The sequence below is a fragment of the Galbitalea sp. SE-J8 genome, from assembly GCF_030345695.1.
Lineage (GTDB): Bacteria > Actinomycetota > Actinomycetes > Actinomycetales > Microbacteriaceae > JAUASV01.
Genome location: NZ_JAUASV010000002.1, coordinates 1 through 17,437 on the forward strand (window position 1 = coordinate 1; position 17,437 = coordinate 17,437).

The window sequence follows — 17,437 nt, forward strand, 5'->3', positions numbered from 1 at the left end:
GGTGGGGGCGGGCGCTCCTCGACCTGCGGTGGCGGCGGGGCGGACGCGAAGTGCTGCGTCGCGTCCGCTGGTCGAGGAGTCCGTGAGCGCAGCGAACCGACGTCTCGAGACCAGGCCTGTGCGGCGGCGGGGCCGTGGTGGTCTCGAGACGCGGCCTCGCTGCGCTCGGGCGCTCCTCGACCAGCGGAGGCGGGCGCTCCTCGACCAGCGGTGCGGGCGCTCCTCGATCAGCGGAGGCGGCGCTCCTCGACCAGCGGAGGCGGGCGCTCCTCGACCAGCGGTGCGGGCGCTCCTCGACCAGCGGAGGCGGCGCTCCTCGACCAGCGGGGGCGGCGGGGCGGACGCGAAGTGCTGCGTCGCGTCCGTTGGTCGAGGAGTCCGTGAGCGCAGCGAACTGACGTCTCGAGGCCAGGCCGGCGCGGGTTGCGGAGCCGTGGTGGTCTCGAGACGCGGCCTCGCTGCGCTCGGGCGCTCCTCGACCAGCGGGGGCGGGCGCTCCTCGACCAGCGGTGCGGGCGCTCCTCGACCAGCGGTGCGGGCGCTCCTCGACCAGCGGGGGCAGGGCGGCGCTCGAAGAGCTACTCCGTCAGGCCGCGGCGCTCGAGGAGGGGCTCGATCGCGGCATCGCGGCCGCGGAAGTCGCGGAACGCCTCGAGCGGATCCTTCGACCCGCCGACTCCGAGCAGCCGCTCGCGGAACCGCGAACCGTTCTCGCGCGTGAGCCCGCCGTTTTCGCGGAACCACTCGACCGTGTCCGCGTCGAGCACCTCGCTCCAGATGTAGGAGTAGTACCCGGCGTCGTAGCCCCCCGAGAAGGTGTGCGCGAAATACGTCGACTCGTAGCGCGACGGCACGGCCGGATCGTCGAGACCGACCCGGCCGAGCGCTGCGGCCGCGAACTCCTCGACGGATGACACCGACGCGGCGTCCTCCGGGGAGAGCCGGTGCCAGGCCTGGTCGAGCAGCGCCGCGGCGAGGTACTCGCTCGTGCCGAAGCCCTCGTTGAACGCGCTCGACGCCTGCAGCTTGTCGACGAGCTCGGCGGGCATCGGCTCGCCGGTGAGGTGGTGCCGGGCGTAGTTCGCGAGCACCTCCGGCCACAGCATCCACATCTCGTTCACCTGGCTCGGGAACTCCACGAAGTCCCGGAACACGTCGGTGCCCGCGAACTTCGGATACGTCACGCGCGCGAACAGGCCGTGCAGCGCGTGCCCGAACTCGTGGAAGAACGTCTCGACCTCGTCGTAGGTGAGCAGCGTCGGCTCGCCGGCCGGCGGCTTCGGCACGTTGAGGTTGTTGACGACGACCGCGGTCGGGATGCCGAGCAGCGCGCTCTGCGACACGAGCGGGTTCATCCACGCGCCGCCCCGCTTGGAGTCGCGGGTGTACAGGTCGAGCACGTAGAGGCCGACGGGCGAGCCGTCCGCATCCGTCACCTCGAACACGCGCGCGTCGGGGTGGTAGGCGACAAGGTCATCGCGCTCCGTGAACGTCACGCCGTAGAGAGCGGATGCCGCGAAGAACACCCCGTCGCGGCGCACGCGCTCCGCCTCGAAGTAGGGCCGCATCTCGCTCGTGTCGACGTCGTAGGTCGCCTTGCGCACCTTCTCGGTGTAGTACGCCCAATCGTGCGCCTCGATCGGATGCCCGGCGAGCTTCTCGAGGTCGGCCTTCTCGGCGCGCGCGTTGCGCGCCGCGATCGTCGCGAGCGGCTCGAGCATGGTGGCGACGCGCTCGGGGGTGCCGGCGGTCTCGTCCGCGGTGACCCAGGCGGCGTGGCTCTCGTAGCCGAGCAGGCGGGCGCGCTCGGCACGCAGCCGCACGATCTCGAGCACGACCTCGCGGTTGTCGTAGTCGCCGCCGCGGATGCCGCGGGCGCGTGAGGCGGTCATGATCCGCTCGCGCGTGTCGCGATTCGCGATCGCGCCGAGCCACGGGTGACCGGTGGGCAGCACGAGGGTGACGAGCCAGCCGTCGAGCCCGCGGTCGCGGGCGGCTTCCGCGGCGCTCGCGAGCTCGGAGGCGCCGAGGCCGTCGAGCTCCGCGGCGTCGGTGACGTGCACAGCGAGGTCGTTGGTGTCGGCGAGCAGGTTCTTCTCGAAGCGCGTGGTGAGGGTCGACAGGCGCTGGTTGAGGTCGCGCAGGGTCTGCTTGTCGGCCTCGGAGAGCGCCGCGCCGGCGATCGTGAACTCGGTGAAGTAGCGCCCGACGAGGTAGCGCGACTCGGCGTCGAGCTCGGCGGCGTCGATCGCGTCGTGCACGGCGGCGATGCGCGCGTAGAGCGCCGGATCGAGCTTGATCGCGTCGGCGTGCGCGGCGAGTCGCGGCGCGATGCGCTCCTCGAGCTCGTCGGTGAACGGGCTCGAGTCGGCGCTGCTGCGGTTGAAGAAGACGGTCGCGACGCGGTCGAGCACGCGTCCGGAGCGCTCGAGCGGGATGAGCGTGTTCTCCAGGGTCGGCGCCTCGCCCTGCGCGGTGATCGCGGCGATCTCGGCGAGCTGCTCGGCGATGCCGGCCTCGAAGGCGGGCTCGTAGTCGGCATCCGCGATGTCGGCGAAGGGGGGCAGCTGGTAGGGCAGCGAGCTCGGTTCGAGGAACGGATTCGTCATGCGATCGAGCCTACCCGCGACATGCAAAGAATTGGTTGCAAAGATATGCTTGCAAAGATGCGGATGCAAAGGTACCTTTGCATCCATGACCACGGAACCCGCCGACGTGCCTGAGCGTCGCATCGTCGACCTGGAGGGGCTCAAGGCCCTCGCGCACCCGCTGCGCGTGCAGATCGTCGACGCGCTCTCGACCTACGGTCCGGCGACCGCGAGCGGCCTGGCCGAGCGCCTGGGCGAGTCGAGCGGAGCGACGAGCTACCACCTGCGTCAGCTCGCGCGGCACGGCTTCGTTCGCGAGGTCGAGGGCCGCGGCACCGCGCGGGAGCGCTGGTGGGAACGCTCGCCGGGATCGTTCCAGTTCGGCGACGCCGAGACCCGGAAGAGTCCGGCGGGGCGCGAGGCCACCAAGCTCGTCTCGCGCGAGATGATCTCGAGCCGTGAGCGCCACCTGCGCGCCTACATCGATCGCGCCGACCGCGAGCTCGACGGCGGCTGGCTCGACGCCGGCGGCCTGTCGCTCGTGAACCTCCGCCTCACGGCGGAACAGCTCACGGAGGCGACCGAGGCGCTCGAGGCCGTCATGGACGGGTTCGTCGCGCGGTGGCGCGGCCAGGACCTGCCCGGCTCGCGGCCCGTGCAGTTCCAGATCAATGCGATCCCCGTGATGGACGGGGACGTCACCCCTGACCCCGAGGAGAAGTCATGACCGTCGTATCGCCGTCCATCGGCACCCTCGACCGGATCGCGCTCACCGTCGGCTCGGCGCTCGTGCGCTGGGCCGAGCACCGCGCCGCACCGCTGGACCGCGCCGCACACGCGGCACTCGTCGAGGCCGAGCGCGCGCGGGAGGTCCGCGAGCGCGCGGACCTGATGCGCACCCTGCACCGATGATGCACTCGCTCCGGGGCGGCTTCGGCCGCCTCTGGGCGGCGTCCATCGTGAGCAACCTCGCGGACGGGCTCGGCAAGACCGCCGTTCCGCTCATCGCGACCACGCTCACGCGCGATCCGTTCCTCATCGGGGCGCTCGGCGCCCTCTCGTTCCTGCCCTGGCTCGGATTCGGCGTGCTCTCCGGCGTCGTCGTCGACCGCGTCGACCGCCGGCGCACCATGGCGGTGGCCAACGGCATCCGTCTCGTGGCGGCCGCGGTCGTCGCCGTCACCGCGGCGACCGGCACGCTGTCGATCGCGATCCTGTTCGCGGCGGCGGTCGTCATCGGCGTCGGCGAGACGTTCTACGACAACTCCGTGCAGGCGATGGTGCCGAGCCTGGTGCCGCGCTCGAGCCTTGATCTCGCCAACGGACGGATGCAGACCTCCGACCAGATCGTGCAGTCGTTCGTCGCCACGCCGATCGCGGGCGCGCTGTTCGCGGTCGCGGCAGCGCTGCCCCTCGCCGGCACCTCCGCGGGATACCTGGTCGGCGGTGTGCTCGCGCTCGCGCTGCCGGCGGTCGCGGGACGCGCGGCGAGGGCGACGGATGCGGCACTCGCCGGACCGAGAACCGTGCGCGGCGATGTCGGCGAGGCCGTGCGCTACCTCTGGACGCACCGCACGCTGCGCTCCATCGTGCTGTTCACGTCGGCGATCGCGGGGCTCAGCTCGTTCGCCCAGGCCGCGATGGTGCTCTTCACGATCGAGACCCTGCGCGTGCCGGAGGCGGCGTTCGGCCTGGTGCTCGCGGCGGTGACCGCGGGCGCCGTCGTCGGCGCGATCGTGTCGAGCCGGCTCGTCGCGCGATTCGGTCGCGGCCGCGTCATGCTCGCGAGCACCGTGCTCAGCGGCATCGGGCTCGCGATCGTCGGCGCCGTGCCCGTGGTCTGGGTCGCCATCCCGGCGTACGCGCTCGGTGCGTTCGGCGTCGCCGTCTGGAACGTGCCGTGGGGCGCGCTGCGCCAGCAGCTCACGCCAGGTCACCTGCTCGGCCGCATGATCGGCGTGATCCGCACGTTCACGTGGGGCGTCATCCCGGTCGCGACGCTCATCGGCGGTGCCGTCGCCCGCATCGACCTGCGCCTGCCGTTCGTGATCGGCGGCGCGCTCACCGCGGTCGTCGCGCTGCTGAGCGCGCGGCTGCTGCTCTCGGTGCCCAGTGCCGAGGGCGCCGGTCCCGAGGGCGCCGGTCCCGAGGGCGCCGGTCCCGGGAATGTCGGTGGCAACGCCTAGCGTGGCGACCACGAGAGGTCGAGGAGGACACCATGAACGCCGCAATCATCGTGAGCGCGCATCCGATCGGCAGCCACCGCATCCGCAGCGCCCGCGCGCCGCACGGCGTCGATCGCCTCGCGCGCGACCTCGGTCTGGCGCTCGTCGCCTGGTCGAGGCGCTCCGAGCGCCCGGTCGATCGTGAGGCGATGCGCGAGCGATGGGAACACGACGAGGTGCGCCGCGCGGCGCTCGAGGAGCGCGAGCGCGCGGTGCTCATGCTCCAGCCGCGGCGCTGAGCGGCCGCACCGCGCTCAGCGCGGCAGGCCGGCGTCTGCGCCCGAACGACGAGTTCTCCGACGCTCAGGCGTCCTCGACGTCGTCCGGGCCGAGCACGACCGCGGTGTCGGACGCGGGGTCGTAGAGCACCCGAATCCCGGCCCGTGCTGAGCCTGTCGAAGGGTCGGCCTCGACCACGGGCCTGCCCTCGAGCCAGGTGAGCGTCCAGCGCCAGGTCGCGCGGACATCCGGTGCGAGATCGGCCTCGATCGACGCGATCGTCTCGACGACCGCGGCGGGCAGGCGCGGCGGGGGAGTCGCGCCGGGCGACCAGCGAGTGCCGAGCTGCATCAGAGCCTCACCTCGTAGGTGACCCAGGTCGTGCGGGTCGCGACGGTGTCGTAGACCCGCTGGGCGCGCGCGTTGTCGGCGGCGGTGATCCAGCGCAGCGACCCGTGCGGCGCGGTCGCGCGCGCCTTCGCCGTCAGCCGCTCGATGAGCGCCGTCGCGACGCCGTGGCCGCGCGCCGCCTCGGCGGTGTACAGGTCGTCGAGGAACCAGTCGAGCTCGCCGGAGAACGTGTCCGGATGCGAGCGGTAGTGCGCGAATCCGACGACCTCGCCGTCGAACTCGCCGACGAACGCGTTCACGGCACCGGCCGGGTCGACGACGATCGCCCAGACCCGGTCGAGCACCTCGTCGGAGAAGTCGCTGCCGTAGAACGCGCCGTACTCGGCGAACAGCCGTCGCCAGGCGGCGGCGTCGTGCTCGCGCAGCGGGCGAACGACGACGGATGCGGCGGCCCGGTCGCGCTCCTCGGTCACGCCGGCTGCTCCTCGAGCACGATCTCCGACACCGACACGTCGTCGGCGACCACGAAGGTCGGGTCGGCGACGCGTCCGACGGCGGCGAGGTCGGCGATGCCCTCCTCGAGCAGGGCGGGGCCGGCGATCGTCGCCGAGGTGACGGGCGTCCTCTGGCTCGCCTTGGCATCCGTCTTCGCCCGGCGGATGCCGATGAGCGCCTCGCTCACGAGCGGCAGCAGGCCGCGCGGAACCCGGTCCGGGTGCACGACCGGCCACTCGGCGGTGTGCACGCTGCCCTCGTGCGTCCAGCTCCACACCTCCTCGGTCGCGAACGGCAGGAACGGCGCGAGCAGGCGCACGAGCACGTCGAGCGCCTCGCGCAGCGCGAGCACCGCGGATGCCTGACCCGCGCCCGCCCCGTACGCGCGCTCCTTGACGAGCTCGAGGTAGTCGTCGCAGAACGTCCAGAAGAACTGCTCGGTCACCTCGAGCGCACGTGCGTGGTCGAACGCCTCGAACGCCGCGGTCGCCTGCTCGACGACGCGGTTCAGCTCCGCGAGCATGTCGAGGTCGAGCGGCTCGGACACGCGCCCGCCGACAGGCTCGGGGAACGACCCGTCGACGGGCTCAGGGAACGACAGCACGAACTTCGCGGCGTTGAGCACCTTGATCGCCAGGCGGCGGCCGATCTTCATCTGCTTCGGGTTCTGCGGGTCGAAGGCCGCATCCGTGCCGAGGCGGCTCGACGCGGCCCAGTAGCGCACCGCATCCGAGCCGTGCTCGTCGAGCATCGCGGACGGCGTGACGACGTTGCCCTTCGACTTCGACATCTTCTTGCGGTCGGGGTCGACGATGAAGCCCGAGACGCCGGCGTTCTCCCACGGCACGGTGCCGTGCTCGAGCTCGGCGCGCAGCGCGGTCGTGAACAGCCAGGTGCGGATGATGTCCTGGCCCTGGCTGCGCAGCGAGTAGGGGAACACGAGGTCGAACAGCTCGGGGTCGGTCTCCCAGCCGCCCGCGATCTGCGGTGTGAGCGACGACGTCGCCCAGGTGTCCATGATGTCGACCTCGCCGACGAAGCGGATGCCGCGGTCGGCCTCCGAGTAGCCGTCCGGCACGTCGGACGACGGGTCGATCGGCAGCGCCGACTCGGGCGGCACGATGACCGCGCCGCGTTCGCCGTTCTCATCGAGCTCGTACCAGACCGGGATCGGCACGCCGAAGAAGCGCTGGCGCGAGATGAGCCAGTCGCCGGAGAGACCGTTCACCCAGTTCTCGTAGCGCACGCGCATGAAGTCGGGGTGGAACGCGATCTCCTGCCCGCGCTGCAGCAGCCGGTCGCGCAGCTCGGGGTCGCGCGCGCCGTTGACGACGTACCACTGGCGCGTCGAGATGATCTCGAGCGGCTTGTCGCCCTTCTCGAAGAACTTCACGGGGTGCTGGATCGGACGGATGTCGCCGACGAGCTCGCCCGACTCGCGCAGCAGCTCGACGATGCGCGCCTTCGCGCTGAACACCGTCTTGCCGGCGAGCTCGGCGTAGCGGGACTTCGCCTCGTCGGTCACGAGCGCGTCGGGGGCGTCGGCCACGATCCGGCCGTCGGCGCCGATGATGGTGCGGTTCGGCAGGTCGAGCTCGCGCCACCAGATCACGTCGGTGACGTCGCCGAACGTGCAGATCATGGCGATGCCGGAGCCCTTGTCGATCTGCGCGAGCCGGTGCGCCACGACCGGCACCTCGACGTCGAAGAGCGGCGTGCGCACGGTGGTGCCGAACAGGTGCTGGTAGCGCTCGTCGTCCGGGTGGGCGACGAGGGCGACGCACGCCGGCAGCAGCTCGGGGCGCGTGGTCTGGATCACGACATCCGTGCCATCGGGACGGTGGAAGGCGACGCCGTGGTACGCGCCGGGCACCTCCTTGTCCTCGAGCTCGGCCTGGGCCACCGCGGTGCGGAACGTGATGTCCCACAGCGTGGGCGCATCCGCCTGGTACGCCTCGCCGCGGGCGAGATTGCGCAGGAACGCGCGCTGCGCCGTCGCCTGAGCGTGGTCGCCGATCGTGCGGTAGGTCTGCGACCAGTCGACGGAGAGGCCGAGCTTGCGCCAGACGTCTTCGAACTGCTTCTCGTCCTCGACGGTCAGGCGCTCGCACAGCTCGATGAAGTTGCGGCGCGAGATCGGCAGCTGGTCGGCGGCTTTCGAGCTCTTGTTGTCGCCGCCCTCGAACGGCGGCGTGAAGTCGGGGTCGTACGGCAGCGACGGGTCGCAGCGCACGCCGTAGTAGTTCTGCACGCGACGCTCGGTCGGCAGGCCGTTGTCATCCCAGCCCATCGGGAAGAACAGGTTCTTGCCCCGCATCCGCTGGTAGCGCGCGACGAGGTCCATGTGGGTGTAGCTGAACACGTGGCCGATGTGCAGCGAGCCGGATGCCGTGGGCGGAGGCGTGTCGACGCTGAACACGCTCGCCCGGGTGGCGTTCTCGCGGTCGAACCGGTAGCTGCCGCGGGCCTCCCAGGCCTCGCCCCACTTCGACTCGAGCCCTTCGAGGGCGGGACGCTCGGGCAGGTTCGCGGGCGTGGTCGTGGACATGCGGCGGTCTCCGGTTCGCTATGTGCGGCACCGAGTCAGTGGAAAGGTGCCTGAGTGTGGGATGTGGCATCCATGCTACGTCGCGCGCCCTCGCTGAGGGGGCGCAATCCGTCGTTCTGGGGCGCCCCATTCCAGCGATCTGCGCCCCCTCAGCGCTCGTGGTGCCCGGGATGCGGGCATCGTCGGCGCCCGAGCGCGTACACTCGTCGCACAGACATCGATCCGGCCATCACCGGGGAGTCGCGGGAAGAACAGCGTGCGAGCGCCCAGTAGAACCCGCCGGGGCGGCCCGTCATCGCCGGCAACGAGCGGTCGTGCTCGCTGGTCGAGGGGAGCGCGAGCGCCCGTCCCGAACCGGCGGATGCGGCAAGCGAGGTGGTACCGCGGCATCCGTCGTCCTCGTGCAGCAGACAGCGCACTGATGGAGACGGAGAAGATGGCGTACCCCCTGAACGGTCGTGAGGTTCTGCCGAGCCCGCGGTTCCCGGACATCGAGCAGGGCATCCTCGCCTTCTGGAAGGGCGACGGCACCTTCCAGGCATCCGTCGATCAGCGCGACGGATGCCCCGAGTGGGTGTTCTACGACGGCCCGCCGTTCGCCAACGGGCTGCCGCACTACGGGCACCTGCTCACGGGGTACGCGAAGGACCTGTTCCCGCGATACCAGACCATGCGCGGCAAGCAGGTGCACCGCCGCTTCGGCTGGGACACCCACGGACTGCCCGCGGAGCTCGAGGCGATGCGCCAGCTCGGCATCACGACGACCGACGAGATCGAGCAGATGGGCATCGCCGCCTTCAACGCGAAGGCCCGCGAGTCGGTGCTCGAGTACACCCAGGAGTGGCAGGACTACGTCACCCGCCAGGCACGCTGGGTCGACTTCGAGAACGACTACAAGACGCTCGACCCGACATTCATGGAGAGCGTCATCTGGGCGTTCAAGACGCTGTGGGACCGGGGCCTCGCCTACGAGGGCTTCCGCGTGCTGCCGTACTGCTGGAACGACGAGACCCCGCTCTCCAACCACGAGCTGCGGATGGACGACGACGTCTACCAGCCGCGTCAGGACCAGTCCGTCACGGTGACGTTCCCGCTCGTGGGGGAGAAGGCCGAGGCGCTCGGCCTCACCGCCGTGCGCGCGCTCGCCTGGACGACGACGCCGTGGACCCTGCCCACGAACGCCGCCCTCGCGGTCGGCCCCGGCATCCGCTACGTCGTCGTGCCGTCGGGGCCGCTCGGCGCGGGCGACGGCGCAGCCGACGGCGTCGCCGAGTACCTGCTCGCCGCCGACACGCTCGCCGCGTACGCCAAAGACCTCGGGTACGCCGACGCCGCGGGGGCGCTCGCCGCGGTCACGCGCGAGGTCACGGGCGCCGAGCTCGGCGGCATCCACTACGACCGGCTGTGGGACTACTACGTCGACCCGCAGTACGGCAACGAGAACGCCTGGCGGATCCTCGTCGCCGACTACGTCGCGACCGGCGAGGGCACGGGCATCGTGCACCAGGCGCCCGCCTACGGCGAGGACGACCAGATCGTCTGCGCCGCGGCCGGCATCCCGACCGTGCTCTCGCTCGACGCGAAGGGCCGGTTCACGAGCGCTGTCCCGGATGTCGCCGGCCAGCTCTGGAGCGACGCGAACAAGCCGCTCACGCAGATGCTGCGCGCCGAGGGCCGTCTGCTGCGCGTCGCGAGCTACGAGCACAGCTATCCGCACTGCTGGCGCTGCCGCAAGCCGCTCATCTACAAGGCGGTCTCGAGCTGGTTCGTCAGGGTGACCGAGTTCAAGGACCGGATGGCGCAGCTCAACGAGCAGATCACCTGGGTGCCCGAGAACGTCAAGCACGGCCAGTTCGGCAAGTGGGTCGACAACGCGCGCGACTGGTCGATCAGTCGCAACCGCTACTTCGGCTCGCCGATCCCGGTGTGGAAGAGCGACGACCCGGCATACCCGCGCATCGACGTCTACGGCTCGTTCGCCGAGCTCGAGGCCGATTTCGGGCGCCTGCCGCTCGACGAGAACGGTGAGCCGAACCTGCACCGGCCGTACATCGACGAGCTGACCCGCCCGAACCCCGACGACCCGACCGGGCGATCCACGATGCGGCGCATCAGCGACGTCTTCGACGTCTGGTTCGACTCCGGGTCGATGCCCTACGCGCAGGTGCACTATCCGTTCGAGAACGCCGACTGGTTCCAGACGCACAACCCGGCCGACTTCATCGTCGAGTACATCGGGCAGACGCGCGGCTGGTTCTACGTCATGCACGTGCTCGCGACGGCGCTCTTCGACCGGCCGGCGTTCGCGAACGTGATCAGCCACGGCATCGTGCTCGGCTCCGACGGGCAGAAGATGTCGAAGAGCTTGCGCAACTACCCGGACGTCTCGGAGGTCTTCGACCGGGACGGCGCGGATGCGATGCGCTGGTTCCTCATGTCGTCGTCCGTCATCCGGGGCGGCAACCTCGTCGTCACTGAGGAGGGCATCCGCGAGGGCGTCCGGCAGTTCCTGCTGCCGCTGTGGTCGACCTACTACTTCTTCACGCTGTATGCGAATGCCGCGTCTGGTCCGGTGGTGGCGCCGGTGGTGGCCCCGGTGGTCCAGGAGCGCGCGACGCAGTCGCTCGGGTCTGGTCCGGTGGTGGCCCCGGTGGTCGAGGAGCGCGCGACGCAGTCGCTCGCGTCTCGAGACCACGACGCCGGCTACACCGCGCAGTGGCGCACCGACTCGACGAACGTGCTCGACCGCTACCTGCTCGCGAAGACCCGGGAGCTCGTGTTCGCCGTGCAGCAGCACCTCGACGCGCTCGACTCGCCGCTCGCGGCCCAGGCCCTGCGCGACTTCGCCGACGTGCTCACCAACTGGTACGTGCGGCGCAGCCGCAATCGGTTCTGGGAGGGCACCGACTCGGCAGCCTTCGACACGCTGTACACCGTGCTCGAGACGGTCACGCGCGTCGCGGCCCCGCTCGCACCGCTCGTCGCCGAGGAGATCTGGCAGGGGCTCACCGGCGGCCGCAGCGTGCACCTGACCGACTGGCCGGATGCCGCCGCCTTCCCCGAGGACCACGCCCTCGTCGCGACGATGGACCGCATCCGCGAGATCGCGTCGTCGGGCCTCGCGCTGCGCAAGGCGCGCAAGCTGCGCGTGCGCCTGCCGCTCGCGCAGCTCACGGTCGTCACGGAGTCGCCCGAGGCACTCGCGGAGTTCGCGGGCATCCTGCGCGACGAGCTCAACGTCAAGCGGGTGTCGTTCGTCGAACTCGTCGACTCGTCGGCCGAGGAGTTCGGCATCACCCGCAAGCTCACCGTCAACGCGCGAGCGCTCGGGCCGCGCATCGGCCGGCAGGTGCAGCAGGTCATCCAGGCGTCGAAGTCGGGCGACTGGACGGTCGACGGCGAGACCGTGACGGCGGGCGGTGTCGCCCTCGAGCCGGGCGAGTACGAGCTCGAGCTGCACTCCGACGCGGATGCCGCCGCGATCGCATTCCTGAGCGGCGCCGGCTTCGTCGTGCTCGACACCGAGACCACGCCGGAGCTCGAGGCCGAGGGGCTCGCGCGCGACGTCATCCGTGCCGTGCAGGACACCCGCAAGGCGGCCGGGCTCGAGGTGAGCGACCGCATCCGTCTCGTCATCCGCGGCTCGTCGGATTCGGATGTCGCGGCGCTCGCGGCGTTCGGCGAGACCATCGCCGCGGATACGCTCGCGGTCGAGCTCGACATCGATGCGACCGACGATCCGGCGCTCGACGCCGCCACGGGCAGCGCGACCGGCTCGCAGCGGGCTACCCTCGCGGCGGGCGCCTACGCGAACGCGGGCGTGCTCGTGATCGACGTGTGGAAGACGGGCGGGACCGATGTCTGACGATCGCTTCGACGGGAACGGGTTCGACGGGAACGGGTTCGACGAGAACGACGAGCTGTACGGCATCGACCCGGACCGCGAGGACGAGCCGCGCGATCTCGGCGCGGAGGGCGTCGGCGACCTGAGCCCGTTCGCGGGCGCGGTGCCCGACGAGCTGGACGAGGACGACGCGGAGTTCCAGCCGCTGGCGGATGCCGTGTTCGGCCAGCTGCTCGAACGCCTCGGCGAGGGGCAGCCCCAGCCGCGGCTCGAGCCGACGCGTCGAGCGGTCGAACTGCTCGGCGATCCGCACCGGGCGTACCCGATCATCCACGTCACCGGCACGAACGGCAAGACGTCGACGAGCCGCATCATCGAGTCGATCCTGCGCGCGTACGGCCTGCGCACCGGCCTCATGACCAGCCCGCACCTGCGTCGCGTCAACGAGCGCATCGTCATCGACGGCCGGCCGATCTCGAACCGCTCGCTCGCGGCGACCTGGGACGACATCGAGCCCTACGTGCGGCTCGTCGACGTCGACCTGCAGGCGGCCGGGGAACCGCGGCTCACCTACTTCGAGGCGCTCACGGTGCTCGCGTTCGCGGCCTTCGCCGACGCGCCGGTCGACGTCGCCGTCATCGAGGTCGGCCTGGGCGGCGAATGGGACTCCACGAACGTCGCCGACGGCCAGGTCGCGGTGTTCGCGCCGATCGACCTCGACCACACCCAGCGCCTCGGCTCGACGATCGAGGCGATCGCGCGCACGAAGTCGGGCATCATCAAACCCGCGGCGCGCGTCGTGAGCGCGGTGCAGCGGCCGGAGGCCGAGGCCGTGCTGCGCGCGGCCGCCGAGCACAACGAGGCGCCGATCGCGATCGAGGGCGAGGGATTCGCCGTCGAGTCGTCGGCGATCGCGGTCGGCGGGCAGCTGATCAGCGTGCGCGGGCTCGCCGAGACCTATCGCGACCTGTTCCTGCCGCTGTTCGGCGAGCACCAGGCGCACAACGCGGCGCTCGCGATCGCCGCCGTCGAGTCGTTCCTCGGCGACGGAACGCAGCCGCTCGTCGGCGACCTGCTCGCCGAGGGTCTCGGCGGCGCGACGAGCCCCGGTCGCCTGCAGATCGTCGGCACCGAGCCGACGGTCATCGTCGACGCGGCCCACAACCCGCACGGCGCCGCCGCTCTCGCGAGCGCGATCAGCACCGCGTTCGGGTTCAGTGAGCTCGCGATCGTCGTCGGCGTGCTCGCCGACAAGGACGCCGCCGGCATCCTCACCGCTCTCGCGGGAATCGCGTCGCGTTTCATCGTGACCCAGTCGACGGATGAGCGGGCGCTGCCCGCAGCGGACCTCGCGCGGGTCGCGACCGCGACCGGCGTCGACACGGTGAGTGTCCCGGCGCTCGCGGATGCCGTGGCCGCGGCACGCTCGTGGGCCGCGGAGGGCGAGGGCCGGGGCGTGCTCGTCACCGGCTCGATCACGCTCATCGGCGCCGTGCTCGACCTGGCCGCCGCCGACGGCTGGGCCGTGGGGAGCGCGACGTGAGCCCGCGTGCGGCGCGGGTGCGCCGCATCCGTTCGACCACGGAGTCGCTGCTGTCGATCGTGCTCGGGCTCGAGGCGATCCTGGTGTTCTTCGTGACGCTCGTGGTGTTCGGTCTCAAGGCGCTGCCGGCGCCTGTCGCGTTCGGCGGCGGGGGAGCGCTCATCGTCGTGCTGCTCGCCGGCGCGGCCGTGGTGCGATGGAGCGCGGGCGTCTGGTCCGGCTGGCTGCTGCAGGCCGTGCTCATCGCGACCGGAGTGCTCGTTCCCCTCATGTACGTCATCGGCGCCGGGTTCACGGCGATGTACGCGTGGTGCTTCTGGCGCGGCCGGACCATCGACAATGAGAGGGCTGCACTCGCAGCCACCGACCACAAGGAGTGAAGAACGCCATGAGCGTGGAAGAGACCCTCGTCCTCATCAAGCCCGACGGGGTGGCCCGCAACCTCACCGGCGAGATCCTCGCCCGGATCGAGTCGAAGGGCTACGAGCTCGTCGACCTCAAGCTCGTGCAGCCCGAGCGCGCGCTGCTCGAGGAGCACTACGCGGAGCACGCCGGCAAGCCCTTCTTCGAGCCGCTCGTCGAGTTCATGCTCTCCGGCCCGATCGTCGCCGCGCGCGTCGCGGGCAATCGCGTGATCGAGGGCTTCCGTTCGCTCTCGGGCACGACGGACCCGACGACGGCCGCGCCCGGCACGATCCGCGGCGACCTGGGCCGCGACTGGGGTCTCAAGGTGCAGCAGAACCTCGTGCACGGCTCGGATTCGCCGGAGAGCGCCGCGCGCGAGCTCGCCCTCTGGTTCTGACCCGCGGCATCCACGCCCCGCTGGTCGAGGAGCGCGCGACGGAGTCGCTCGCGTCTTGAGACTGCCCTCCCGCTGATCGAAGAGCGCGCGACGGAGTCGCTCGCGTCTCGAGACCGCCCTCCCGTTGGTCGAGGAGCGCGCGACGGAGTCGCTCGCGTCTCGAGACCACCACGAGTCGCTGCTGCTAGCGAGTGGTCTCGAGACGCGACCTCGCTGCGCTCGGGCGCTCCTCGACCAGCGGTTGAGCGGGCGTTCCTCGACCGGCGGGCGACGTGTGGAGAGCCGGCGGTGTGCACAGATGGTCTGAAGGTCGGCCGCACCGCGAGCGCGTGACGCAGGATTCGTCGATGGCCTGGGTCTACATCCTGCGTTGTCGAGACGGCAGTTACTACGTGGGGAGCACACGGTCCCTCGAATCGCGCGTCGCGCAGCACCAGTGCGGCGAGGGTGCCGAGTACACCAAGCGACGACTGCCCGTGGAACTCGTCTTCGCACAGGAGTTCGAGCGCATCGACGAGGCATTCGCGCTCGAGAAACGCGTGCAAGGGTGGTCCAGGGCGAAGCGCGAGGCGCTCATCGACGGACGGATGGGCGATCTGCCGCCACTGTCGTCCCGAGCCCGTCGTCGGTCGAGCCTGGACCTCTAGCGCGAGGCGCCACCCTCTCCGCCCTCCGCTGGTCGAGGAGCGCGCGGCGCGGAGCGTCGCTCGCGTCTCGAGACCACCCACCCGTTGGTCGAGGAGCGCGCGGCGCGGAGCGTCGCTCGCGTCTCGAGACCACCCACCCGTTGGTCGAGGAGCGCGCGGCGCGGAGCGTCGCTCGCGTCTCGAGACCACCACGGCTCGTTGATGCGAGGGAGTGGTCTCGAGACGCGACCTCGCTGCGCTCGGGCGCTCCTCGACCAGCGGAGGGGTGGCGCTCGCTGCTGCAAGCGAGTGGTCTCGAGACGCGACCTCGCTGCGCTCGGGCGCTCCTCGACCAACGGAGGGGCGGGCGCTCCTCGACCGGCGGAGGGGCGGGCCGAGGGCTACGGGGTCGGGGTGTCGGTGGGGGCCGGGGTGCCGGTCTCCGCGGCGGCGGCCGACGCGATCGCGTCCATCACCGTGGTCTGGTTCTGCAACAGCTGCCCGTTCACCAGGATCGTCGGGGTGACGAAGCCCGTGCCGTTCTGCGTCACGCTCCACAGTGCCTGGTTGCCGGTGACCTCATCCGTCGTCGATCGGATCCAGTCCTTGAACGACTCGCCGTGGATGCACGACGTCACGTCGGGATCGTCGACCCCGCCCGCCTTGACGAGCCCGAGGATCGCCGCGGTGTCGAGACCGTCGCTGCCCTCCTGGGGTTGGTTCTCGTAGAACTGCGACTGCACGTCGAGGAACTTCTGCGGGTCGTAGTTCGCGACGCACGCCGCGACGTTCGCCGCCCGGCTCGCGTAGCGCGTGCCGTAGCTGCGGTCGAGGATCGCCACCGGGTGCACCGTGAGCGTGATCTGCCCGGCCGCGACGGCGGATGCGAGATCGGCGGAGAACTGCTGCTCGAACTGCTGGCAGGCGGGGCAGGCCCAGTCGATGTAGGTGTCGACCTGCACGACGCCGTCGGTGGTGTTGCTGTAGTCGACGGGCGAGTTCGTCGCGCCCGCCGCCGTGCCCGGGCCGGTCACCGCGGAGACGCCTGTTCCATCCGCGTTGGCGGTGAACTCGATGCCGCCGTTCGCCATGTTCTTGGGTCCCGGCCCCGCGGGGGCGTTGACGCTCACGATCACGATCACGACGACCGCGACGATCGCGAGGATGCCGACCACGACTCCGCCCTGGATGAACAGGCGATTGCGCCGCTTGCGCTTGCGCTCCTTCTCGCGCAGCTCGCGGGCGACCTCGCGCGCGTGGTCGCGCCGGGCTCTCTTCGAGGTGTCGGACATCGTCGCCTTTCGGTTGTGAGGGTCGGCTCTGCCGGTAGAACGCTAGCGGTAGCGGGCTGGGGTCGCGCTGGGCCGCGGATCAGAACGCGCAGCCGCGGATCAGAACGCGCAGCCGCGGATCAGAGCGCGTTGCCGCGGATCAGAACACGTAGCGCAGCACGTCGAGGCTCAGCTGCGCTTCGACCGCGATCGCGAGGTAGCTGAGGATGACGATGACGACGATCCAGGTGCTGCCGAACCGACCGATCGCCGTCAGCGCCCGGGCGCGGCCGAACACCCCCTCGCGGAGGTTGCGGAAGGTCACGGCCCAGAACGTCGGGATCGTCACCGACCAGGTGAGCATGCACCACGGGCACAGCGTGTGCAGGTTCTGCGCCCAGATGCTCTGCGTGCTCAGGAAGATGATGAACACGAAGGCCCCGAGCACCCCGAGGTTGAACAGCGCCCAGTACCAGCGGGCGAAACGCGCGCGCGCGAGCAGCCCGGCACCGACGACGATCGTCGCGGGCCAGGCGACGAGCCCGATGATCGGGTTCGGGAACCCGAACACCGAGCCCTGCCACGAGTCGAGGTTCGCCGTGCACTGCACGAGCAGGCTGAAATCGCACGACAGCGCGGCGTGCGGATGCTCGACGGACGCGATGCGATCGAGGGTCAGCTCGAACGCCGCCCAGACGCCGATCACGCCCGCGACGATGAGCCAGACGGAGAGGATCCAGGGGACACGGCGAGCGGGAGCGTCGGACACGTGAGGATTATGGCATCCGCTTCCTCCCCGACCTCTGGGAGGCGTGCGATACTGGGGTGCAGTCGACCGAGCGTCGACCACCTCAACAGGATTTTCCGGGCACAACCGGGCAGATTGTTCGGCTCGCGCCGGGCATGGCGGATAGTCAGCTCCGCA

The 17,437-nt window shown here is 71.0% G+C and carries 15 protein-coding genes; 9 read left to right on the top strand and 6 right to left on the bottom strand.

The window, feature by feature from the left end; translation table 11 throughout:
• Nucleotides 1-578: 578 nt before the first annotated feature.
• A complete protein-coding gene (locus QT381_RS01495; RefSeq protein WP_289246873.1) occupies nt 579-2,609 on the bottom strand; it encodes a M3 family metallopeptidase in 2,031 nt (676 codons plus the stop codon).
• Between the two features lie 85 nt (nt 2,610-2,694).
• Between QT381_RS01495 and QT381_RS01500 the strand changes: the two genes are divergently transcribed.
• From QT381_RS01500 to QT381_RS01515, 4 genes are read left to right on the top strand one after another with little or no spacing between them, the layout of a single operon-like run.
• Nucleotides 2,695-3,315, top strand: coding sequence for a helix-turn-helix domain-containing protein (locus QT381_RS01500; RefSeq protein WP_289246875.1), 621 nt, complete (start codon nt 2,695-2,697; stop codon nt 3,313-3,315).
• Nucleotides 3,312-3,500 (top strand): hypothetical protein, encoded by a 189-nt coding sequence (locus QT381_RS01505; RefSeq protein WP_289246877.1) that lies wholly within the window; start codon nt 3,312-3,314, stop codon nt 3,498-3,500. Before QT381_RS01500 ends, QT381_RS01505 begins: the two co-directional genes overlap by 4 nt.
• Nucleotides 3,497-4,774 carry an MFS transporter gene (locus QT381_RS01510; protein ID WP_289246878.1) on the top strand — a complete coding sequence of 426 codons (1,278 nt, stop codon included), beginning with the start codon at nt 3,497-3,499 and terminating at the stop codon, nt 4,772-4,774. Before QT381_RS01505 ends, QT381_RS01510 begins: the two co-directional genes overlap by 4 nt.
• A gap of 32 nt (nt 4,775-4,806) precedes the next feature.
• The gene (locus QT381_RS01515; protein ID WP_289246880.1) at nt 4,807-5,052 is read left to right on the top strand and encodes a hypothetical protein; all 246 of its coding nucleotides are present in this window, start codon (nt 4,807-4,809) and stop codon (nt 5,050-5,052) included.
• A gap of 64 nt (nt 5,053-5,116) precedes the next feature.
• Here the strand turns inward: QT381_RS01515 and QT381_RS01520 are convergent, their stop codons facing one another.
• From QT381_RS01520 to valS, 3 genes are read right to left on the bottom strand one after another with little or no spacing between them, the layout of a single operon-like run.
• Nucleotides 5,117-5,383 (bottom strand): hypothetical protein, encoded by a 267-nt coding sequence (locus tag QT381_RS01520; RefSeq protein WP_289246881.1) that lies wholly within the window; start codon nt 5,381-5,383, stop codon nt 5,117-5,119.
• A complete protein-coding gene (locus QT381_RS01525) occupies nt 5,383-5,856 on the bottom strand; it encodes a GNAT family N-acetyltransferase (protein ID WP_289246882.1) in 474 nt (157 codons plus the stop codon). Before QT381_RS01525 ends, QT381_RS01520 begins: the two co-directional genes overlap by 1 nt.
• Nucleotides 5,853-8,426, bottom strand: a complete 2,574-nt coding sequence (gene valS / locus QT381_RS01530; protein WP_289246883.1) for a valine--tRNA ligase — start codon at nt 8,424-8,426, stop codon at nt 5,853-5,855. Before valS ends, QT381_RS01525 begins: the two co-directional genes overlap by 4 nt.
• A 436-nt stretch (nt 8,427-8,862) precedes the next feature.
• Between valS and ileS the strand changes: the two genes are divergently transcribed.
• The 5 genes from ileS (at nt 8,863) to QT381_RS01555 (ending at nt 15,262) form a co-directional block, all read left to right on the top strand.
• Nucleotides 8,863-12,291 carry an isoleucine--tRNA ligase gene (ileS, locus tag QT381_RS01535; protein ID WP_289246885.1) on the top strand — a complete coding sequence of 1,143 codons (3,429 nt, stop codon included), beginning with the start codon at nt 8,863-8,865 and terminating at the stop codon, nt 12,289-12,291.
• Nucleotides 12,284-13,813, top strand: coding sequence for a bifunctional folylpolyglutamate synthase/dihydrofolate synthase (locus tag QT381_RS01540; protein WP_289246886.1), 1,530 nt, complete (start codon nt 12,284-12,286; stop codon nt 13,811-13,813). The genes ileS and QT381_RS01540 overlap by 8 nt, the downstream gene beginning before the upstream one ends.
• The gene (locus tag QT381_RS01545; RefSeq protein WP_289246888.1) at nt 13,810-14,193 is read left to right on the top strand and encodes a DUF4233 domain-containing protein; all 384 of its coding nucleotides are present in this window, start codon (nt 13,810-13,812) and stop codon (nt 14,191-14,193) included. Before QT381_RS01540 ends, QT381_RS01545 begins: the two co-directional genes overlap by 4 nt.
• Before the next feature lie 8 nt (nt 14,194-14,201).
• Nucleotides 14,202-14,615, top strand: a complete 414-nt coding sequence (ndk, locus tag QT381_RS01550) for a nucleoside-diphosphate kinase (RefSeq protein WP_289246889.1) — start codon at nt 14,202-14,204, stop codon at nt 14,613-14,615.
• Between the two features lie 347 nt (nt 14,616-14,962).
• A complete protein-coding gene (locus QT381_RS01555) occupies nt 14,963-15,262 on the top strand; it encodes a GIY-YIG nuclease family protein (protein ID WP_289246890.1) in 300 nt (99 codons plus the stop codon).
• Nucleotides 15,263-15,642: 380 nt separating this feature from the next.
• Here QT381_RS01555 and QT381_RS01560 read toward each other — a convergent pair whose 3' ends face one another.
• Both QT381_RS01560 and QT381_RS01565 read right to left on the bottom strand, forming a co-directional pair.
• Nucleotides 15,643-16,533, bottom strand: coding sequence for a DsbA family protein (locus QT381_RS01560; protein WP_289246891.1), 891 nt, complete (start codon nt 16,531-16,533; stop codon nt 15,643-15,645).
• Between the two features lie 139 nt (nt 16,534-16,672).
• Nucleotides 16,673-17,281, bottom strand: coding sequence for a vitamin K epoxide reductase family protein (locus tag QT381_RS01565; RefSeq protein WP_289246894.1), 609 nt, complete (start codon nt 17,279-17,281; stop codon nt 16,673-16,675).
• Between the last annotated feature and the right edge of the window lie 156 nt (nt 17,282-17,437).

Bases quoted from the DNA above. Each gene is read 5' to 3' on its own strand.
- QT381_RS01495 (WP_289246873.1), bottom strand. From the start codon at position 2,609: ATGACGAATCCGTTCCTCGAACCGAGCTCGCTGCCCTACCAGCTGCCC.
- QT381_RS01500 (WP_289246875.1), top strand. From the start codon at position 2,695: ATGACCACGGAACCCGCCGACGTGCCTGAGCGTCGCATCGTCGACCTG.
- QT381_RS01505 (WP_289246877.1), top strand. From the start codon at position 3,312: ATGACCGTCGTATCGCCGTCCATCGGCACCCTCGACCGGATCGCGCTC.
- QT381_RS01510 (WP_289246878.1), top strand. From the start codon at position 3,497: ATGATGCACTCGCTCCGGGGCGGCTTCGGCCGCCTCTGGGCGGCGTCC.
- QT381_RS01515 (WP_289246880.1), top strand. From the start codon at position 4,807: ATGAACGCCGCAATCATCGTGAGCGCGCATCCGATCGGCAGCCACCGC.
- QT381_RS01520 (WP_289246881.1), bottom strand. From the start codon at position 5,383: ATGCAGCTCGGCACTCGCTGGTCGCCCGGCGCGACTCCCCCGCCGCGC.
- valS (WP_289246883.1), bottom strand. From the start codon at position 8,426: ATGTCCACGACCACGCCCGCGAACCTGCCCGAGCGTCCCGCCCTCGAA.
- ileS (WP_289246885.1), top strand. From the start codon at position 8,863: ATGGCGTACCCCCTGAACGGTCGTGAGGTTCTGCCGAGCCCGCGGTTC.
- QT381_RS01540 (WP_289246886.1), top strand. From the start codon at position 12,284: ATGTCTGACGATCGCTTCGACGGGAACGGGTTCGACGGGAACGGGTTC.
- ndk (WP_289246889.1), top strand. From the start codon at position 14,202: ATGAGCGTGGAAGAGACCCTCGTCCTCATCAAGCCCGACGGGGTGGCC.
- QT381_RS01555 (WP_289246890.1), top strand. From the start codon at position 14,963: ATGGCCTGGGTCTACATCCTGCGTTGTCGAGACGGCAGTTACTACGTG.
- QT381_RS01560 (WP_289246891.1), bottom strand. From the start codon at position 16,533: ATGTCCGACACCTCGAAGAGAGCCCGGCGCGACCACGCGCGCGAGGTC.